Annotated in this window: 19 protein-coding genes; 6 read left to right on the top strand and 13 right to left on the bottom strand. The window is 73.2% G+C overall.

Translation table 11 applies throughout. The features are described from left to right. Positions 1-3 precede the first annotated feature (3 nt). From ACFY30_RS31195 to ACFY30_RS31170, 6 genes are all read right to left on the bottom strand, one after another. Positions 4-897 (bottom strand): carbohydrate ABC transporter permease, encoded by an 894-nt coding sequence (locus ACFY30_RS31195; RefSeq protein ID WP_390848490.1) that lies wholly within the window; start codon positions 895-897, stop codon positions 4-6. 1 nt (position 898) lies between these two features. Continuing rightward, positions 899-1,840, bottom strand: a complete 942-nt coding sequence (locus ACFY30_RS31190) for a carbohydrate ABC transporter permease (protein ID WP_390848489.1) — start codon at positions 1,838-1,840, stop codon at positions 899-901. Between the two features lie 2 nt (positions 1,841-1,842). Further along, entirely contained in the window at positions 1,843-3,195 is a 1,353-nt protein-coding gene (locus ACFY30_RS31185; RefSeq protein ID WP_390848488.1) for an ABC transporter substrate-binding protein, read from the bottom strand. 77 nt (positions 3,196-3,272) lie between these two features. Further along, complete coding sequence (locus ACFY30_RS31180) at positions 3,273-4,484, bottom strand: ROK family transcriptional regulator (protein ID WP_390848487.1); 1,212 nt, start codon at positions 4,482-4,484, stop codon at positions 3,273-3,275. 229 nt (positions 4,485-4,713) lie between these two features. After that, a complete protein-coding gene (locus ACFY30_RS31175; RefSeq protein ID WP_390848486.1) occupies positions 4,714-5,547 on the bottom strand; it encodes a hypothetical protein in 834 nt (277 codons plus the stop codon). A 174-nt stretch (positions 5,548-5,721) separates the two neighbouring features. Further along, positions 5,722-6,804, bottom strand: coding sequence for a mechanosensitive ion channel family protein (locus tag ACFY30_RS31170; RefSeq protein WP_390848604.1), 1,083 nt, complete (start codon positions 6,802-6,804; stop codon positions 5,722-5,724). A gap of 335 nt (positions 6,805-7,139) precedes the next feature. On the opposite strand from ACFY30_RS31170, the gene ACFY30_RS31165 reads away from it, so the two are divergent. Then, complete coding sequence (locus ACFY30_RS31165; RefSeq protein ID WP_390848485.1) at positions 7,140-7,676, top strand: HNH endonuclease; 537 nt, start codon at positions 7,140-7,142, stop codon at positions 7,674-7,676. 45 nt (positions 7,677-7,721) lie between these two features. On the opposite strand, the gene ACFY30_RS31160 is transcribed toward ACFY30_RS31165, so the two are convergent. Genes ACFY30_RS31160 through ACFY30_RS31140 form a run of 5 tightly spaced genes read right to left on the bottom strand, consistent with a single transcriptional unit; the run spans position 7,722 to position 12,238 of the window. After that, on the bottom strand, positions 7,722-8,330 hold the full coding sequence (locus ACFY30_RS31160; RefSeq protein ID WP_390848484.1) for a hypothetical protein: 609 nt from the start codon (positions 8,328-8,330) through the stop codon (positions 7,722-7,724). Further along, on the bottom strand, positions 8,327-9,658 hold the full coding sequence (locus ACFY30_RS31155) for a hypothetical protein (RefSeq protein WP_390848483.1): 1,332 nt from the start codon (positions 9,656-9,658) through the stop codon (positions 8,327-8,329). The genes ACFY30_RS31160 and ACFY30_RS31155 overlap by 4 nt, the downstream gene beginning before the upstream one ends. After that, a complete protein-coding gene (locus tag ACFY30_RS31150) occupies positions 9,655-10,431 on the bottom strand; it encodes an ABC transporter ATP-binding protein (protein WP_390848482.1) in 777 nt (258 codons plus the stop codon). The genes ACFY30_RS31155 and ACFY30_RS31150 overlap by 4 nt, the downstream gene beginning before the upstream one ends. Positions 10,432-10,484: 53 nt before the next feature. Further along, positions 10,485-11,639, bottom strand: a complete 1,155-nt coding sequence (locus ACFY30_RS31145; RefSeq protein ID WP_390848481.1) for a zf-HC2 domain-containing protein — start codon at positions 11,637-11,639, stop codon at positions 10,485-10,487. Further along, positions 11,636-12,238, bottom strand: a complete 603-nt coding sequence (locus ACFY30_RS31140; RefSeq protein ID WP_390848480.1) for an RNA polymerase sigma factor — start codon at positions 12,236-12,238, stop codon at positions 11,636-11,638. The genes ACFY30_RS31145 and ACFY30_RS31140 overlap by 4 nt, the downstream gene beginning before the upstream one ends. A 194-nt stretch (positions 12,239-12,432) precedes the next feature. Between ACFY30_RS31140 and ACFY30_RS31135 the strand changes: the two genes are divergently transcribed. The 3 genes from ACFY30_RS31135 to ACFY30_RS31125 are packed head-to-tail and all read left to right on the top strand — an operon-like array spanning position 12,433 to position 15,057. Then, positions 12,433-12,630: a hypothetical protein gene (locus ACFY30_RS31135; RefSeq protein ID WP_390659946.1), complete on the top strand. Its 198-nt coding sequence runs from the start codon at positions 12,433-12,435 to the stop codon at positions 12,628-12,630. After that, a complete protein-coding gene (gene malQ, locus ACFY30_RS31130; RefSeq protein WP_390848479.1) occupies positions 12,631-14,736 on the top strand; it encodes a 4-alpha-glucanotransferase in 2,106 nt (701 codons plus the stop codon). Positions 14,737-14,796: 60 nt separating this feature from the next. Next, the gene (locus tag ACFY30_RS31125; RefSeq protein ID WP_390659944.1) at positions 14,797-15,057 is read left to right on the top strand and encodes a hypothetical protein; all 261 of its coding nucleotides are present in this window, start codon (positions 14,797-14,799) and stop codon (positions 15,055-15,057) included. Between the two features lie 121 nt (positions 15,058-15,178). Here the strand turns inward: ACFY30_RS31125 and ACFY30_RS31120 are convergent, their stop codons facing one another. Continuing rightward, positions 15,179-15,778, bottom strand: coding sequence for a TetR family transcriptional regulator (locus ACFY30_RS31120; protein WP_390848478.1), 600 nt, complete (start codon positions 15,776-15,778; stop codon positions 15,179-15,181). A 230-nt stretch (positions 15,779-16,008) separates the two neighbouring features. On the opposite strand from ACFY30_RS31120, the gene ACFY30_RS31115 reads away from it, so the two are divergent. Continuing rightward, on the top strand, positions 16,009-17,475 hold the full coding sequence (locus ACFY30_RS31115) for an FAD-dependent oxidoreductase (protein ID WP_390848477.1): 1,467 nt from the start codon (positions 16,009-16,011) through the stop codon (positions 17,473-17,475). Between the two features lie 48 nt (positions 17,476-17,523). After that, entirely contained in the window at positions 17,524-18,225 is a 702-nt protein-coding gene (locus ACFY30_RS31110) for a tetratricopeptide repeat protein (RefSeq protein WP_390848476.1), read from the top strand. On the opposite strand, the gene ACFY30_RS31105 is transcribed toward ACFY30_RS31110, so the two are convergent. Further along, complete coding sequence (locus tag ACFY30_RS31105) at positions 18,206-19,120, bottom strand: SDR family oxidoreductase (protein WP_390848475.1); 915 nt, start codon at positions 19,118-19,120, stop codon at positions 18,206-18,208. The genes ACFY30_RS31110 and ACFY30_RS31105 overlap by 20 nt on opposite strands. Positions 19,121-19,249: the final 129 nt, after the last annotated feature.

The raw sequence follows: 19,249 nt of genomic DNA, 5'->3' as shown, positions 1-19,249 counted from the left end.
TTGTTAACCCTTTACTCCGGTGAGGGTGACACCTTCGACGAACGCCTTCTGCGCGAAGAAGAACACGAGGATCACGGGGGCCATGACCAGCACGGTGGCCGCCATGGTGAGGTTCCAGTCGGTGTGGTGGGCGCCCTTGAAGGACTCCAGGCCGTAGGAGAGCGTCCAGGCGCCCGGGTTCTCCGAGGCGTAGATCTGCGGGCCGAAATAGTCGTTCCAGGCGTTGAAGAACTGGAAGAGCGCCACGGCGGCGATGCCCGGCCTGGCCATCGGGAGGATGACCTTCAGCAGGGTGCGCAGGTCACCGCAGCCGTCCACCTTCGCCGCGTCCACGTACTCGTTCGGGATGGTCATCAGGAACTGGCGCAGCAGGAAGATCGAGAACGCGTCGCCGAACGCCAGCGGGACGATCATCGGCCACAGCGTTCCCGACAGGTCCAGCTGCTTCGCCCAGAACAGGTACATCGGGATGACGACCACCTGCGGGGGCAGCATCATCATCGAGATCACCAGCATGAGGGTGAGACTGCGGCCCCGGAAGCGGAACTTGGCCAGGGCGTACGCCACGGGGACGGAGGACACGACGGTCAACACCGTTCCCAGTCCGGCGTAGAGCAGCGTGTTCTTCCACCAGGTGAGGAAGCCGGGGGTGTCGAAGACCTTGCGGTAGTTGGCCCATTCCCAGGTGTGCGGGACCAGGTCCCGGCTGAGCGCCTGGGAGTCGCTCATCAGCGAGGTCAGGAACACGAACACGAAGGGAAGGGTGAAGAAGAGGGCCGCGGCCACCCCGAGGGAGTGGACCGCGATCCATTCCAGGAGCGCCCTGCGGCGCGCGGTGCGCCCGGCGGGCGAGGCGGGGGTCCGCGCCTCCACCGGCCGGTCCAGTACGTGAGTCATGTCAGTCACCTGCCTGCATGAGACCGCCCCGGCGCCGCATCAGAAGCGCGGTGAACGCCATCGACAGGGCGAACAGCACCAGGGCGACGACACACGCGGAGCCGTAGTCGAAGCGCTGGAAGCCGAGGTTGTAGACGAGTTGGGGGAGGGTGAGGGTCGAGTGCTCGGGGTAGCCGGGCTCGAACAGGGTGCCCGCGCCCTGGATCACCCCCGAGGCGACCTTTCCGGCGACCAGGGGCTGGGTGTAGTACTGCATGGCCCCGATCACGCCGGTGACGACGGCGAACATGATGATCGGCGAGATGTTCGGCAGGGTGACGTACCGGAACCGCTGCCACGGCGACGCCCCGTCCAGTTCGGCCGCCTCGTACTGCTCCTTCGGTACGTCGAGGAGCGCGGCCATGAAGATGACCATCAGGTCGCCGACGCCCCACAGGGCCAGCAGGGTCAGCGCCGGCTTGGACCAGTCCGGGTCGTTGAACCAGCCCGGGGCCGGGATGCCGATCCTCTCCAGGATCGAGTTGACCGGGCCCGTACCGGGGTTGAGGAGGAAGGCGAAGGCCATGGTGGCCGCCACCGGCGGGGCGAGGTAGGGCAGGTAGAAGAGGGTGCGGAAGACACCGGTACCCGTCTTGATCTTCGTGATCAGCATCCCGACGCCGAGTCCGAACAGGACCCGCAGGGTCACCATGATCACGACCAGCCAGAGGGTGTTGCGCAGGGCGGGCCAGAAGAACGGGTAGGACTCGAAGACGTACGTCCAGTTCTTCGCCCCGCTCCAGGCCGGCGGCCTGAAGCCGTCGTAGTGCATGAACGAGAAGTAGACGGTCGAGATCATCGGGTACGCGAAGAAGACCGCGAAGCCGATCAGCCAGGGCGAGAGGAAGGCGAGGGTCCGAAGCGCCGACTTCCGGCGCTTCGCCCGCAAGGTGACCGCGCTCATGGCTACTTCGCCTGCGCGATGTCCGTGTCGATCTGCGCGGCGGCCTTCTTCAGGCCGGCCTGCAGGTCGGTGAGCCTGCCGCTCTCGTAGTCGTAGCCGAGCTGCTGGATGGTGGTGAGGTAGACGCCGCCGTTGACCGAGGCCGGGGAGGTGGTCGAGTTCGGGTTCGCGGCGATGTCGAGGAAGGTCTTGAAGCGCGGGTCGTACTTCAGGTCGGGGGACTTGAGGGCGGCCAGCGTGGAGGGCACGTTGTGGATGGCGTTGGAGAAGCCGACCACCGCGTCGGTGTCCGTGGTGATGTACCTGACGAACTCCCAGGCCGCGTTCTGCTTCTTGCTGGTGGCGGCGATGCCGGCGATGGTGCCGGTGATGTAGCCCTTGCCGTACTGGCCGGCCTGGTCGTCGGGCACGGGCAGCGGGGCGACGCCGATCTCGAAGCCGGGCTTGGCGTCCAGGGCCATCCCGAGGCGCCACTCGCCGTCCAGCTGCATGGCCACCTGGCCGGTGTGGAAGGGGTGCTTGGGACCCCACTCGTCGCCGAGGCCGGCCCGGAACCTCTCCAGCTTCTTGAAGCCGCCGAGTTCGTCGACGAGCCTCTTCTGGAGCGTGAGGGCGTCGGCGACGGCCGGGTCGGTGGCGATCGTCGACTTGCCGGACTTGTTGAAGTAGGTCGGCGAGAACTGGCCCATGTAGTGCTCGGTCGTCGTCTCCCAGCCGTGGTAGTTCGGCATGAAGCCGAGCTGCTTGTACGTGTCGCCCTGGGTGATGGTCAGCTTCTTGGCGTCGGTCGCGAACTCCGACCAGGTCTTCGGCGGGCTGGTGATGCCGGCCTTCTCGAACGCGGTCTTGTTGTAGTAGAGGCCGTAGGCGTCGCCGAGCAGCGGCACGGCGCAGCGGTCGAGGTCGTACTGGGTGTACTCGTTCATCGCCTTCGGGAAGGTGGTGCCCGGGTCGATGCCCGACTTCTCGAAGAACGGGTCGAGGTCGACCAGGGCGCCCGAGGAGCAGAACTTGCCGACGTTGTTGGTGGTGAAGGACGAGATCACGTCGGGCGCCTTGCTGCCGCCCGCCCGCAGCGCCTGGTTGATCTTGTCGTCGGTCATGTTGCCGACGACGCGGACGTGGATGTTGGGGTGGGCCTTCTCGAAGCCGGCGACCAGCGCCTTGACGCCCTTGACCTCGTTCGGCGCGCTCCAGGCGTGCCAGAAGGTGATGGTCTGCTCCTTGGAGGCGTCGTCGCTCGCGCCGGAGGACGACGCCTGACCGGTACAGGCGGTGGTGCTCAGCAGCAGGGCGGTCGATGCGGTCAGGGCAAAGGCCGCCTTTCGGGCGACTTCGGGTACACGTGTGGACATGGCGAGGCCTCCTGGGGACAGGGCGGGGTGAGGTGAAGGGCTGTGCGGGGTGAGGTGAGGGGCGCGCGGGGGTGCGTCTAGCGCGAGGTGTCGAAGACCTCGTCGCGGGTGGCCGCCAGCGCGCTCTCCAGCGCGCCGCGCAGCACGGGCCGTTCGGTGACGTCGCCCACGACCAGCTTCGGCCGGGACGCGGCCAGCTCCTCCAGTTCGGCCTGGACGAGGGCGCGCAGCACCTCGCCGCCGGCGGTCAGGGAGGCGCCGCTGAGGACGACGAGTTCGGGGTCGAGGACGGAGACGAGCGAGGCGAGACCGGTCGCGAGCCGGGTCGCGTACGTCTGGAGCAGCAGTCGGTGCAGGACCGTGTCCTCGGCCGCGGCGCGCTCCACGAGGGCGGCGGCGACCTCGGCGTAGGGCCCGTCCGGGATGCCGGTCATGCCGAGTTCCCGGGCGAGCCGGGGGATGGCCTGGGAGCCGGCCAGCTCCTGGTAGCCGCCGCTGTTGGCCTTGGTCACCTGCCGGACCAGCGGTGCTCCCGGGACGGGCAGGAAACCCACCTCTCCCGCGCCGCCGGTCCAGCCGCGGTGCAGTCGGCCGCCGAGGACGAGGGCGGCGCCGAGACCGCCCTCGTTCCACAGCAGGACGAAGTCGTCGTGCCCCTGCGCCGCGCCGAGCCGTTGTTCGGCGACGGCGACGAGGTTGACGTCGTTCTCGTACTCGACGGGCATCGGCAGGGCTGCGGCGAGTTCGTCGAGCAGCGTGGGCGAGTGCCAGCCGGGCAGGTGGGAGGCGTAGCGCAGCCGGCCGGTGGTGGGGTCGAAGGCGCCGGGGGTGGCGACGACGAGCCGGCGCACGTCGTCCCGGGTGAGGCCCGCGGCCTTCACCGCGCCGTCGAGGGCCTCGGTGACCTGTCGTACGACGGCCCCCGGGGTCTTCCTGGCGGGTGCGGGCACCTCGTACGTGCCCACGGTCCGGCCGGTGACGTCGGCGACGGCGGCGAGGACGCGTTCGGGGGTGACGTCCAGTCCGGCGGCGTGGGCGGCGGTCGGGTTGACCTCGTACAGCTGGGCGTTGGGGCCGGGTCGTCCCTCGGTGGTGCCGGTGGCGAGGACCAGGCCCGCCGCCTCCAGCCGGGCGAGGAGCTGGGAGGCGGTCGGCTTGGACAGGCCGGTGAGCTTGCCGATGCGGGTGCGGGACAGGGGGCCGTGCGCCAGCAGGAGGTCGAGGGCGGCGCGGTCGTTCATGGCGCGCAGGACGCGCGGGGTGCCCGGCGTACCGGCGGTTCCTGCCATGGGTCGACACCTGCCTCTCTGAACTGCACAGCTTCCCAGTGACGTGGGAGATGAGTCCACTTCCAGCCACTGTTAGGAAACTTTCCTATCGGCTGGAAGGGACGGTAAGCCCGTCGCGAAGCGGGCGTCAAGGCGGGAAAACGGAAACCGCCCCCGAGGCAACGCAGTCGTTACCTCGGGGGCGGTGCGGGGGTGCGCGAGGGCCGTGGGCCCGGGCGGCCCGGCGGGGCTACTTCACGTCGACGTAGTCACCGGCGGCCGTCCTGGCCGCGGTGGTGGAGGTGCCGGCGAAGGTGAAGCGGTAGTAACCGTCCTTACTCGCCTTCACGGTGGTGGAGAGGGCGCCGCCGGTGCCGGAGGTGACCGTCTTCACCGTGGTGTAGGCGGTCGCGCCCTTGGCCCTGAACTGCAGGGTGACCTTCTGGTTCGTGTAACCGCTGTACGTGCCGCTCTCCCAGTTGGCGCGGGTGAGCTTGCCCTTGACGGTGAGCGTCCGCCCCTTGACGACGGGCTCGGGCGTGGCGTTGACGGTCAGCCTGGCGGCGCGCTTGATCTTCGCGGTCGCCGGGCCGGCCCACATGTCGTAGCCGAACTCGAAGCTGATGTGGCCGTCGGAGTCGTCGAGGTCGGTGGCCCCGTGGCCGTAGAAGCCCGCAGTCTTCCAGGTGCCGGCGTCCGCGGCCTCGTAGAGGTGGTCCCACGGGTCGATGACCAGCGTCTCGGTGCACGACTCGATCACCCGGGTGTCGCTGGTGGCCGTCGTGGTGCAGGCCGGCGCCGTGTCCGGCTCGATCGAGTTGTCCTGCTCGGCCAGGGAGCCGCGGTAGAGCATGACGCCCGCGAAGGTCGTCTTGTAGTCGATCGTCAGGTCGGCGGGACGGGCCAGCGTGTACGTCACCGGCACCTTCACCTTGGCCGTGGTGCCCACGACGATCGCCTTGCCGTTGTTGACCTTGACGCCGGTGAACGTCAGATCCGGCGAGTCCGCGGAGGCGGCGGGTGCGGTCAGGACCCCCAGGGCCAGGGCGCCGGACAGAGCGGTGCCTATGGCGAGTCTTCTCATGTATCCCCACATTCGAGCCGGGCCCCTGGGCGTTGAGCTCCAGAACAAGGGCCCGGTATCAGAGCGACGATATGGGGTGGTGTGACGCGGGGGAAGGGTGGGGCACCTGTGAAGATCATGGGGATGTGGGGCGGCCGTTCACAGGTGCCCGGGGAGGGCGAGCCGCCCCCCCGGCTACTTCGGCGCGGGTGCCGCCGCCCGCTGCGGAGTGAGCGGGGACGCCGCCACCGCCTGGGGCGAGTCCGCGTTGGCGAAGGCCGACGGGGCCGCGACCGTCGCCGTCGGGTCGGCCGTGTCCTCCTCGGCGGGCGCCGTGGCGCCGCCGACGATGCGGATGTCCGCCGCGTCGAAGGCGCGCTTGATGCGCCAGCGCAGCTCGCGTTCGACGGTCAGGGACTTGCCCGGCATCGTCTTCGCCGAGACCCTCACCACCATCGAGTCGAGCAGCACGCTGTCCAGGCCCAGCACCTCGATCGGGCTCCACAGGAGCTCGTTCCAGGGCTCCTCCTTGCTCATCTTCTCGGCGACCTCGTCCAGCGTCGCCTTCAGCCGGTCGAGGTCCTCGGACGCCTTCACCGTGACGTCGACACCGGCCGTGGCCCAGCCCTGGGAGAGGTTGCCGATCCGCTTGACCTCGCCGTTGCGCACGTACCAGATCTCACCGTTGTCGCCGCGCAGCTTGGTCACGCGCAGCCCGACCTCGATGACCTCGCCGGTGGCCACACCCGCGTCGATCTGGTCGCCGACGCCGTACTGGTCCTCCAGGATCATGAAGACGCCGGAGAGGAAGTCCGTGACCAGGTTGCGCGCGCCGAAACCGATGGCCACGCCCGCGACACCGGCGGAGGCCAGCAGCGGGGCGAGGTTGATCTCGAAGGCGGACAGGGCCATCAGGGCCGCCGTGCCCAGGATCAGGAAGCTCGCCACCGAGCGCAGCACCGAGCCGATCGCCTGCGACCGCTGTCGGCGCCGCTCGGCGTTGACCAGCAGACCGCCCAGCGTGGAGCCCTCGGTCGACTCGACCGACCGGGTCATCCGGTCGATGAGCTTGCTGATCGCCCGCAGCACGAACTTTCTCAGCACGGCCGCGATCACCAGGATCAGCAGGACCCTCAGCCCGATCGCGAGCCACGTCGACCAGTTCTGCTCGACCCAGCTGGCCGCGTTCGTGGCGCTCTCCTGGGCGTCCTGGAGCGAGGGGACCGCCACGGTCGGCGACTCCGAGGGAGTCGGCGTCGGCGAGGAGCCGGCGGCCATGAGGACGGCGGGCAGGGACACGGCAGGTACCTCCAGGTGCAGCGGTCCGCCTCCGGTGCGATGGTCAAGGTCGTCAAGGTCACGGAACGGTCACCGGACAGGCAGAACCACCACACTAACGGGGCATTGTGTGTGGGTCCGCCCGATGCGGCAAGGAGAGACGGTGCTCACCTGCGCTTGAACAGGCCATGATCCGGGGGATGCATCAGGGTGTGGTCGAAAACACTCCCAGCCCGTTACCGGGACATGGTGGCGCGTCCACCAGGCCAGAGGAGAGACTGACTGCAGTTCGTCCCGGCGCGAGCCACGCGCCGCCGACGCCCAAGGAGGCATCCGTGCCGCATGTCCTGGTCCTCAACGCGTCGTACGAGCCGCTCGGCGTCGTACCGCTCCGCCGCGCGCTCGTCCTCGTCCTGGAGAACAAGGCCGTCTCCCTGGAAGAGTCAGGCGCCTTCCTGCACAGCGCGACCGTCACAGTCCCCGCGCCCAGCGTGGTCCGGCTCAAGCGATTCGTCCGGGTTCCCTATCGGGGGCCCGTTCCTCTCACCCGTCGTGCGCTCTTCGCGCGGGACGGGGGCCGGTGCATGTACTGCGGTGGCGTCGCAACCAGCGTCGACCACGTCATCCCGCGCAGCCGCGGGGGCAAGCACGTCTGGGACAACGTCGTCGCGTCCTGCCGTCGCTGCAACCACGTCAAGGCCGACCGGCACCTCGTCGAGATCGGCTGGCGGCTGCGCCACAAACCCGCCCCTCCCTCCGGCCTCGCCTGGCGCATCATCGGCACGGGCCACAGGGACCCGCGCTGGCTGCCCTATCTGCAGCCCTACGGCGCGGACGACGCCTTGGCCCGGATCGACGGCATCTCCGCCTGACGATCCGGGCTTCTTCGTGCCCCGTGGCACCGGCGCCGGTCCGGTTCAGCCACGGGGCCCTTCGGGGCGGGCACCCCGTACGGCGTACAGGGCCGTGCCCAGCAGGAACGCGACCGCGGCCGCCCCCCACGCCGCCGTCACCTGCCCCGGCTGCACCGGCCAGGCCCACACCGTGACCGCCCGCCCGTGCACCCCGGTGGACGCCAGACAGACCGCGCCCACGTAACCGCACCCCGGCAGCCAGCTCATCCGTGCGCCCACCACCGCCGCCGCGGCGGCGGTCACCCCCGTGCAGCCCAGGACGTTGCGGAGCATCGCCGACGGGCCGAAGCCGAGCCCGTCCCCGAGCACGACGAGCGCCAGCAGGGCCGCCGCCACCGCCGTCAGACCGAGCAGGTGCGCCAGCCGGCGCGGCCACCACGGACGCACGGCCGTACGGTCCAGCTCGTCGGAGGCCGCGTACAGGCTCAGGCCCAGCACCGAGACGGCCGGCAGCGGGGCCAGCGCCACCACCGCCGACAGCCGGTCCGGGTCCGCTCCGGCGCCCGTCCGGGCGGCCCCCACGGCGAGCCCGGCGAGAACGGCGGTCCCGGCGAGAGCGGCGAGCGCGCCGGGCACGGCCCTGGACCGGGCGTACAGCAGCACACCGCTCACAGGGCCGGCACCTCGCCCGCGCCGCAGTCGCCCACCGACGCGAAGTACGCCGACAGCCACCTCCGGCGCTCGTCGTCGCCCATCGCGGCCAGCGCGGCACGGGCCGCCTTGCGCCGGGCGAGCTCGCGCCGCCGCTCCTGATCGCCCTTCGCGTCCAGCTCGTCGAACGTCCGCTCGGCGGGGCTCGGCGCCAGATAGTGCTGCACGGCGTCGTCCGCCAGGCGCAGGTCCGGGTCCAGCTCGCGGCAGTCCCCCCGGCCCTCCAGCATCATCACCGCCTCCCACGCGTACTGCTCCGGATCGGTCAGCCGCCCCCGCACCACCGACCAGCCGATCGGGGTCAGCATCGGCAGCTGGACCTCGCCGTCGCGCGGCTCGCCCCGGTGGTCCTCGAACCGCGCCGGCAGGTTCCGTACGCCCTCCAGCCGCCGGGTGACCCCCGACAGCGCGGCCGTGACCTGCGGCAGCAGCTCGCCGTAGCGGGCGTTCACACACACCTGGGGCGTGGTCGAGGTGTCGCACACCTGACGGCCGGCGGCCGGGTTCTCCCGCCACAGCCCGTCCCCGCTCCCCACCAGCAGCGCGCCCGCCGCCACGGCCGCCACCAGCGGCACCAGCGCCGTCCACCGCCGCCGGGCCGCGTACGCCAGCACCGCGGCCGCCGTCAGGCCCACCGCCCACACCGTCATCGCCGCCGGCTGCCATCCCACCGGCGCCAGGCCCTCGGCGACCGGGAACGCCGGGTCCAGCCGGCGGCCGGCGCCGGTCCCCGACCGCCCGGACAGGCCCAGGCCGGCATACCCGCCCGCCGCGACCAGCGGCGCCGCCACCCGCCAGGGAACCAGCCGCCCCACGACCTGACCGGCCACCGCGGCGGCCGTGAGCACCACCGCGTCCGCCGGCAGCAGGTCCAGGTACGGCCGGTCACCCGTGGCGTACGGCCAGGTCGCGAGCATCGCCCCGGCCGCGGCCAGCAGATACCCCGCCGTCACCCACAGCGCCACCGGCAGCGCGGACGCCAGGAACCGGGCGAGCGGGCCGCGCACGGCCGTCCCCCACAGCTCCTCGGTGCCCCGCCGCCGCTCCCGGCCGCCCTGCCGGCAGCCCGCGGCCGCCGCGAGCGGCAGCAGGATCAGCAGCACACTGTGCAGCTCGGTACGGGTCTCGGCCCAGCCGCCCTGCCAGCGTTCGGCCCCGGCGCCCAGCGGCACGGCCGTGACGAGGAAGCCGGCGACTGCGGCCCAGGGCGCGAAGCCGCGGACGGCCTCGGCACGCAGGGGGTGCCCGGGCGCGCGCCGCCCGGTCTCTCGCTCCGCCACGAGGGTCATCGCGCCGCCTCCAGACCGTCGCGGCCGGCGCGATGGGCGCGCAGGGCCGCCGTGTATCCGCGTTCGATCGGGTTGTCGCCCACGGCGTCCGCGCCCTCGCCCAGCGCGGTCAGGGACGCGGGAGTGCCCCGGTGGGCGACCCGGCCCGCGTCCAGGAGCGTGACCTCGGTGCAGGCGGCCGCCACGTCCTCCACCAGATGCGTGGAGACCACGACCGTGGACCGGGCGCCCAGTTCGCGCAGCAGCGCGCGGAACTCGACGCGCTGCTCGGGATCGAGGCCCGCGGTGGGCTCGTCGAGGAGCAGGACGTCCGGCTCGTTGACGAGGGCCTGCGCGATGCCGACCCGGCGGACCATGCCGCCGGACAGCGTCCGCACCTTCGCGTCGATCCGGTCCCCGAGACCGACCCGCTCGACTGCCCGCTCCACGGCGGCCGCGGTCCCGGCGGCCGGCATCTCCTTCAGCCACGCCACGTACGCGACGAACTCGCGCACGGTGAAGCCCGGGTAGTGCCCGAACTCCTGCGGCAGATAGCCGAGCCGGGCGCGGACCGCGCCGCGCCGCCGGGCATCGCCGACATCCTCGCCCAGGATCTCCACCCGGCCGGCGTCCGGCCGCGCCGCGGTGGCCAGCACCCGGATCAGGGAGGTCTTCCCGGCGCCGTTGGGGCCGAGCAGGCCGTGCACGCCGGGGCCGAGGCCCAGATCCACGGCGTCGAGGGCGACCGTCCTGCGGTGGCGGACGCGCAGTCCGCTCACGCGTATCGTGCTCACGTCTGCTCCAGGTGGTGCGTGCGGGGACTGCGGGGCCGGCCGCGAAATCCGGTTCACCGGGCCGGCAGGTGGTCGTAGGCGGAACGGCGGGCGGCCAGCAGCGCGGCGCTCAGCACGGCCGCGGCCGCCCAGCCGCCCTGGGCCACGGGGCCGTCGAGACAGCGGCCGAGCTGCTCGGCCAGCCCGGCGAGCGCGGGGCCGCCGGAGGCGGTCAGCGCCGGGACGAGGACGGCACCCAGCCAGCCCCCGCCGATCACCGCCGTGGCGGCGCGGCAGCCGACGAAACCGGCGAGAACCAGCGAGGCCAGGGTCAGCGCGAGACCCGGCAGCAGCCAGGCGGCCGCCCCCGGGGCGCCGGAGGCCGGCAGCAGCAGACCGGTGAGCGTGAGCAGCGGCAGGCTGACCCCGAGGACGGCGGCCGTCCGCGTCAGCACCAGCCGCAGCCCGCCGGAGGGCGTGGCCGCCGCGATCTCGTGCAGGGGATCGGCGTACGGCCCGTAGGACAGGGCGACCCCGGCGACCGGCACGACCGGCGCGAGGACGAGGAGCAGCGGCCGGGCGGCCTCGACGTCCGCCCCGTACGCCAGGCCGAGCGCCCCGAGCGCCACCAGCAGCACCGCGGGCAGCCAGGCACCGCGCACGGCGGGCCCGGCGGCCCACAGCGCCCGGGCGATGAACGAGGACCAGAGGCGGGCACGGGGGGCGGGCGGCACGGCGACGGGCGGGCGGGGCGCGACGGTCTCCTGCTGCCGTACGCCGTCGTCGTCCGGTACGGCGTTCGCCGGCACCGCGGCTTCGCGCCGTCCGGGGTGGTGCGGGAGGGTGTCCTTGAGGGTGGCGCCCTTCGGCCAGGCGCCTGCCGGTGTGGCGCCTGCCGGAGCAGTGCCTGCGGGCGTGGCGCCTTCCGATGTGGCGCCTTCCGGTGTGGTGGCCCTCCGCAGCCCCGCGCTGTCCAGCGCGATGCCGCGGGCCACGGCCTCGCCGCGTACGGCGTCCTCCAGCGCGGCCCCGCCGAGTACGGCCTCCCGCACCTCCGCCAGGACCAGGGCGGCCGCGGGCACCTGCCCGACCGCCGCCGAGACGCGCCGCGCGCACCCCCCGCACCGCTCCAGATGCTTCTCCAGGGACCAGGCGTCGGCCTCCGGGAGCGTGCCGTCGGCGTACCGGGCGGCGAGGTCGTGGCTCACATGCCAGTGGTCGGTGCTCATGCCTGGCCTCCCGCCGGAGCGGCTGTCGGGGTCGGACTCAACTGGGCCAGCGCACAACGGAGTTCGGCGCGGGCCCGCATCGCGCGGGTCTTGACCGTGCCCTCGGGTATGCCGAGCAGCCGGGCCGCCTCCCGGGTGGTGAGCCCGTCGACGACGGTCGCGCGCAGCACCTCCCGCAGCTCCGGCGAGATCCGGTCGAGGGCGGTGCCGACGTCGCCGTACTCCAGCCCGGCCAGTACGCGTTCCTCGGCGGAGGGCGCCTCGGCGGTGACGGAGCCGGCGACGGTGTCGAGGGGAGCCGTCTCGATCCTCCCGGCCCGCTCCCGCACCCGCCGCGCGTCGACGAGCCGCCGCGCGGCGATGGTCCACAGCCATCCGCCGGCCTCCCCGCCCCGGTGCCCGGCCGCCGACCGCCACACGGTCACGAAGGTGTCCTGCACCACCTCCCGCGCCACCTCGGCATCCGCGCACCGCCGGACCAGCCGGGCGTACAACCACCCGGCATGCCGGTCGTACAGCGCGCCCAGGGCCCCCGCGTCCCCGTCGGCCACGGCCCGCAGCAGCGCCGCGTCCGTGTCACTCTCCCCGTGGCCCCTCATGGGGCGGAACAGTCTCACACCCCCTCTATCGACCGGCTCCGCGCCGACGGTTCACGCCGCCGGGGCAACGGCCCGCGCGCGTGCCGGGATCTTCCGCGGGGCGTGTGGCAGCGTGGGACGGGGCGGGGACGTCTGTCCTCGCGTCCGCTGGGTAGGCCTGCGATACCGGCACCGCACCCCACAAGGAGGCCCCCGTGATCGCACCGGCCCACTCCAAACGCCCGGCGGAACCCTCCGCCGACCCGCTCGAAGAGCCCCACCTGTGCGCTTTCAGCGCCGAAGGCGCCCGTGCCGAGGTCCCGCTGACCAGCGAGCCCCCGCTGCCCGACGCCGAGCCCCTCACCAGCGAGCCGCCGCTCGCCGCCGCGGACTCCGACTCCACGAGGCCGTAGATGACCGCACCCCTCGGCGAGGAGCTCGCCCGGCTCGCCGGTCTGCACGGCGTCGCCGTGTCCTACCAGCCCGCACCGGACCGTACGGTCACGGCCTCGCCCGCTGCCGTCACACGCGCGCTCGCCGCGCTCGGTGTCGACGCGGGCAGCCCGCGGGCCGTCCGGGACGCGCTCGACGCCCGGGAGCGCGAGCTGGCCGAGCGGCTGCTGCCGCCGACGGTGGTCCAGTGGAGCGGCAGCCCCTGCGAGGCGCTCGCCGCCCTCCCCGAGGGCACCCGGCTGCGCGTCGAGACCGAGCAGGGCGAGATCCGGGACACCGCGGAGCGACTGCCGCACGGGGTCCACCGGCTGACGGCCACCGCCCCCGACGGCCGTACCACCCGCGTCCACCTCGTCGTGGCCCCGCCCCGGCTGCCCGCGCCGCCGGGACGCTCGTACGGACTTCTCGTCCAGCTGTACTCCCTGCTCTCCCGCCGCTCCTGGGGCATGGGGGACCTCGGTGACCTCCGGGAGCTGGCCGACTGGGCCGGGCGGGTGCTCGGGGCCGGGTTCGTGCAGGTCAACCCGTTGCACGCGGCCGTACCGGGGGCGCCGACCGATCCGTCCCCGTACCGGCCGTCCTCGCGCCGCTTCCCCGACCCGGTGCATCTGCGCGTCGAGGACGTGCCCGAGTACGCGTACGTCGACGACGACCGGCTGCGCGCCCCGGCCGAGCGGGCGGCGCGGCTGCGGGAAGCCGTGCTGGAGAAGGGGGAGCTGATCGACCGGGACGCCGTGTGGGAGGCCAAGCGGCAGGCCCTGGAACTGGTCGCCGGAGTGCCGCTCGGCCCCGGACGGCGCGCCGCCTACTGCGACTTCCTCGCCGAACACGGCCAGGCCCTGGAGGACCACGCCACCTGGTGCGCGCTCGCCGAGGTGCACGGGGCGCGGTGGCACCGGTGGCCCGAGGGGCTCAGGGACCCCCGTTCCGCCGAGACCGCCCGTGCCCGGCGCGAGCTGATGCACCGCGTCGACTTCCACTCCCGCCTCGCCTGGCTCACCGACACCCAGCTCACCGCCGCCCAGCGCGCCGCGCGCGAGGCCGGCATGGCCGTGGGGATCGTCCACGATCTCGCGGTCGGCGTGCATCCGGAAGGCGCCGACGCCTGGGCGCAGCAGGACTTCTTCGCCGCCGGGATGTCGGTGGGCGCCCCGCCGGACGCCTTCAACGCGCGCGGTCAGGACTGGGGGCTGCCGCCATGGCGCCCCGACCGGCTGGCCGCGTCCGGCTACGCCCCCTACCGGCGCGTGCTCGCAGCCCTCTTCCGCTCGGCGGGCGCCCTGCGCATCGACCACGTCATGGGGCTGTTCCGGCTCTGGTGGGTGCCGCAGGGAGAGGCGCCCACGGAGGGGACCTACGTCCGGTACGACGCCGAGGCCATGCTCGCCGTCCTGGTGCTGGAGGCGTCCCGGGCCGGTGCCGTGGTGATCGGGGAGGACCTCGGCACCGTGGAGCCGGGGGTGCGCGAGGCGCTGCGGGAGCGTGGGGTGCTCGGGACGTCCGTCCTGTGGTTCGAACGGGACTGGGACGGCGACGGGCGCCCCCTGCCCCCGGACCGCTGGCGCGCCGACTGCCTCGCCACCGCCACCACCCACGACCTGCCGTCCACGGCCGCCCGCCTGACCGGCGAGCACGTCGAACTGCGCGACCGGCTCGGTCTGCTGACCCGCCCCCTGGAGGAGGAGCGCGCCGAGGCCGCCGCCGACGCGGGGGAGTGGCTGGACCTGCTCACCCGGCTGGGGCTGCTGGCCGGGACGGGCGGCGGCGGTGACCGTTCCTCGGAGGAGGCGCAGGTCCAGGCGGTCCACCGGTTCCTGGTGCGCACCCCCGCCCGCATGATCGGCGTCTGGCTCCCGGACGGGGTCGGCGACCGCCGTCCCCAGAACCTCCCGGGCACCTGGGACCAGTACCCGAACTGGCGGCTGCCGATCGCCGACGGGGAGGGGCGGCCCGTGACCCTGGAGGAACTGGCGGCGTCACCGAGACTGCACGCGCTGATCGACGTCCTGCGGGAGGCGCCGAAGGCCCCGGAGCCGCGGGAGGTCCCGGCGGTTCCCGAGGGGTAGGGCGTGCTCGTACGGCACCCCGGGCGCGCGGCCCTTCAGGGCGTTCGCTACGTTTGCTCTGTGGACAAGAAGAACGCCCTGCGCGCCGGCGCCCTGGCCGCCGGTACGACGCTGATGATGCTGCTCATGTCGTCCCCCGCGCTCGCGCTGACCCGCGACGACGGCGACGACCCCGGCACCGGCCTGAGCGTCGCCGAGACGCTGGGCCTTTACGTCGTGCTCCCGATCGCGCTGTTCGCGCTCATCACCGGCCTGGTGATGGTGCTCGACAAGTCCAAGACCGAGCACCGCGTGGTGAAGCCGGGGAAGGCCAAGGCCTGATCCGCCGGACCACCCACGACCTCTGAGGGCGCCGTCGCCGAGTACGGCGCCCTCGGTCGTTTCCGGGCGGCCCCGGTGACCGCGTGAAGTGTCCGCGTGACCCGGTCGTTTCCGTGTGGACCTACGGATGCGGCGCCGTCAGGTAGCGCTGGACCGTCGGCGCCAGCCAGGCCGTGATCTCCTCGCGGTGCAGCGCCACCGTCGGCGGGAGGCGCAGCACGTAGCGGGTGAGGGCGAGGCCGAGCAGCTGGGTCGCGCAGAGCGCCGCGCGGGCCGGTACCTGCTCGGGGTCCGGGCACACCGCCGAGGCCACCGGGAGCAGCTGGTCGCGGAAGACGCCCCGCATCCGCTCGGCGCCGGCCTGATGGGTGGCGCCGACCCGCAGCAGGGCGGTGAGCTGCTCGTTCTCCTCCCACAGGGTGAGGAAGTGGGTGACGAGGGCGTGGCCGACGTCCGCACGGGGGAGCGCGGTGAGGTCGGGCAGCCGCAGATCGACGGAGACGGCCGCCGCGAACAGGCCCTCCTTGTTGCCGTAGTAGCGCATGACCATGGAGGGGTCGATGCCGGCGTCCTTGGCGATGGCCCGGATGGTCGTCCGCTCGTAGCCGTCGGCGGCGAAGCGTTCGCGGGCGGCATCGAGGATCGCGGTGCGGGTGGCGTCGGAGCGCCGGCGGGCGGGGCCCGAAGCGGAATCCGCTTTGCTGATGTCGCTGCCGTTCATGCCCACGATCGTAGGCCAACGGGCGTTGGCAAACAAACGTAGGCCAACAGGTGTAGGTCAACGGGGGTGGGTCGGCGGGGTGGGTCAGTCAATGGGCGTGGGTCAACAAGTGTTTGCCAACAACCGTTGACACCCTCAGGTGGCAGTCCTATGTTTGCCAACAAGCGTTGACCAACAAGCGTTGACAAGTCGGTGTTGGCCAACGACCGTTGGCACCCCAGGAGGCCCGTATGAACGGCACCACTGGCACCACTGGCACCACCCCCAACGTGATCGTCGTCGGCTCCGGCCCCACCGGCCTCCTCCTCGCCGGCGACCTCGCCACCGCCGGCGTCCCGGTGACCCTCCTCGAAAAGCGCTCCGCCGACCTCGGCAACCTCTCCCGCGCCTTCGTCCTGCACGCCCGCACCCTCGAGCAGTTCGACGCCCGCGGCCTCGCCGACGAGGTCGAGGAAGCCGGCCGCCCCCTCGACCGCCTCCGTCTCTTCGGACGTCTCACCGTCGCCCTCGACACCCTCCCCTCCCGTTTCAACCACCTCCTCGTCATCCCGCAGTACGAGGTGGAGAAGGCACTGCGGCGGCGCGCGGCCGAGGCCGGGGCCGAGTTCCGGTACGAGACCGAGGTGACCGGCGTCGAGCAGGACGCGGACGGCGTGACCGTCACCGTCCGTACCCCCGCAGGAGAGGCGGAGGAGCTGCGCGCCGATTACGTCGTGGGCACCGACGGCATGCGCAGCGCCGTACGGAACGCCCTCGGACTGGACTTCCCCGGCCGCTCCGTCATCCGCTCCGTCGTCCTCGCGGACGTCCGGCTCGCCGAGGAGCCCGAGACCCTGCTCACCGTCAACGCCGTCGGGGACGCCTTCGCCTTCCTCGCGCCCTTCGGAGACGGCTACTACCGGGTGATCGGCTGGAACCGCGCCCGTGACGTCCCCGACAGCGAGCCCCTCGACCTCGACGAGGTCAGGGAGGTCACCCGCCGCGCCCTCGGCCGTGACTTCGGGATGCACGACGCCCGCTGGATGTCCCGCTTCCACAGCGACGAACGCCAGGCGCCCGCCTACCGCGTCGGCCGCGTCTTCCTGGCCGGCGACGCCGCGCACGTGCACACCCCGGCCGGCGGCCAGGGCATGAACACCGGTCTGCAGGACGCGGCCAACCTGAGCTGGAAGCTCGCCCAGGTGATCCACGGCCACGCGCGCCCGGAGCTGCTCGACACCTACCAGGCCGAACGGCACCCGGTCGGCCGGTCCGTCCTGCGCAGCAGCGGCGGCATCGTCCGCCTGGCCATGGCCAGGCGCCCCTGGACCCTGGCCCTGCGTGCCGCCCTCACCGCCTTCCTCGGCACCGCCGCCCCGGCCCGCCGCAGGGCGGTCGGCCGACTCACCGGGATCGGCTACCGCTACCCGGCCCCCCGCGGCGCCCACCGCCTCACCGGCACCCGGGTCCCGGACGTCGCCCTGGCCGGCGGGGGCCGCCTCCACGAGGCGTTGCGCGGCGGCCGCTTCGTCCTGATCACCCCGGACGCGTACGACGACGAGCGGGGCGCCGCCCGCAAGGACCGGCTCGCCGTGGAGCGCTGGGCGAGCGACCGTCGTACAGCCCTGCTGGTGCGGCCCGACGGATACGTGGCCTGGGCCTGCGGCACGGCCGACGCGAGCGCGGTCGAGGCGGCCCTGGCCGCCCACGTCGGCTGAGGTGCGCAGCGTGCCGCCCCTGTACGGCACGCTGCCGCTCATGTCTCCGTGGCGGCGAGTGCCGTGCGTCTGTCCGCCGCGCAGCTCGCCACGGTCCTTCTGTCACTTGCCGTCAGCAGGCGCTTCTCGACGGCCCGTTGCACGTTCCGGACGGCTTCGGAGAGCCCCCGTTGCGACCTGGCAGTCCGCGTCGGCGCGGGCCGTGCGGATCTCGTCGCGGCCGAGTGCGCGCAGGGCGTCCTCGTCCGCCGCGGCCTTCCGCAGCCGGGAGTCGACGTCGTCGTGGCGCTGATGCGGAACCGCCTCCACCCGGCCGAGGCCCACCTGCGGCCCGTCGTGCCCGAGCCCGCCACCCCCGCCCCCGACCTGTCCGACCCGGACGCCGCGCGCGCCTGGCTGAACACCGAACGGCCGTGTCTGACGGCGGTTTCCACGCACACCGCCACCCACGGCCGGCCCACCCACGCCATCCGGCTGTCCCTCATCCTGTACCGCTACCTCATCGGCGGCCGCCACACCGACGCCCTCACCCATCACACCGACGCGCTCACCATCGCCGAGGACATCGGCAACCCGGGCCAGCAGGCCCGCGCCCACAGTGGACTCGGCGACGCCCACCGGGCCCTCGACGACACCGCCCGGGCTGTTCGGTGCTACGAGCGGGCGCTGGCCCTCTACTCCGGGCTCGGCATGCCCGAGGCCGACGGCGTCAGGGTGAGCCTGTCGCTCCTCACGGGTTCCCGGCCGTAGCCCTGAAGTAGTGCCCCTCTTCGAGGTCCGCGAGCAGACCCGGACCCGTCGGCTCCCAGCCGAGCCACTTCCTCGTCAGCGCGTTCGACGCCGGGACGTCGAGGGCGGTGGCGATGGCGAACCAGCCGAAGTGCGCCGGTGCGTCCTCTTGGGCGACCGGGGCGACCGGCAGACCGAGGTGGCGGCCGATGGCGGCGGCGATGTCGCGCAGCGGTACGCCCTCCTCGCCGACGGCGTGCAGACGGCTGCCCGCCGGTGCCGACTCCAGCGCGAGCCGGACCAGCCGGGCCGCGTCCGAGACGTGCACGGCGGGCCACCGGTTGGCGCCGTCACCGATGTGGGCGGCGAAGCCCTTCTCCTGGGCGAGGGAGATGAACCGCGGGACGAAACCGAGGTGGTCGCCCCGGCCGTGCACGGCCGGCGCGAAGCGGATGGACGCGGTCCGCACCCCTCGCCCGGCCATCTCCACGACCGCGGTCTCCGCCCGGGCCCGGAGCGCGCCGAACGACGAGGGATCCACGGTGTCCTCCTCCGTGCCGACCGTTCCCTGGGCGAGGCCGGCCGTCCCCGAGGAGATCACGAAGGGCTTCCCCGAGCCCTCCAGCGCCGCCCCGATCGCCCTCACGGCCCGCAGGTCGGTCGCGCACGCCGCGGAGAAGTCCGAGAAGTCGTGGATGAAGGCGAGGTGGGCGACGCCGTCGGCCGCGACCGCCCCCTCACGCAGACTGTCGAGGTCGGAGAGGTCCCCGCGGTGCACCCCGGCCCCGGCGGCCGCCAACGCCGCCGCGGCCCTGTCCGAACGGGCGAGCCCGGTGACCTGGTGACCCGCGTCGAGGAGGTCACGGACGACGGCGGAACCGATGAAACCGGTGGCACCGGTGACGAAAACACGCATGGCGAAGCCCTTCGAAGAGGAGGCGAGCGGCGGTGACTCCATCCTCGGAGGGAGCGGTCCCGCGCGTCCAAAGCCTCTTGGGTATGGCGCGATACGCTTCGGGCATCACGGCAGGTGGATAGGCTGGAG

The sequence above is a fragment of the Streptomyces sp. NPDC000345 genome (assembly GCF_042898825.1).
GTDB lineage: Bacteria > Actinomycetota > Actinomycetes > Streptomycetales > Streptomycetaceae > Streptomyces.
The sequence above is the reverse complement of the archived record's forward strand: the minus strand, read 5'-3'. Positions and strand labels throughout refer to the sequence as shown.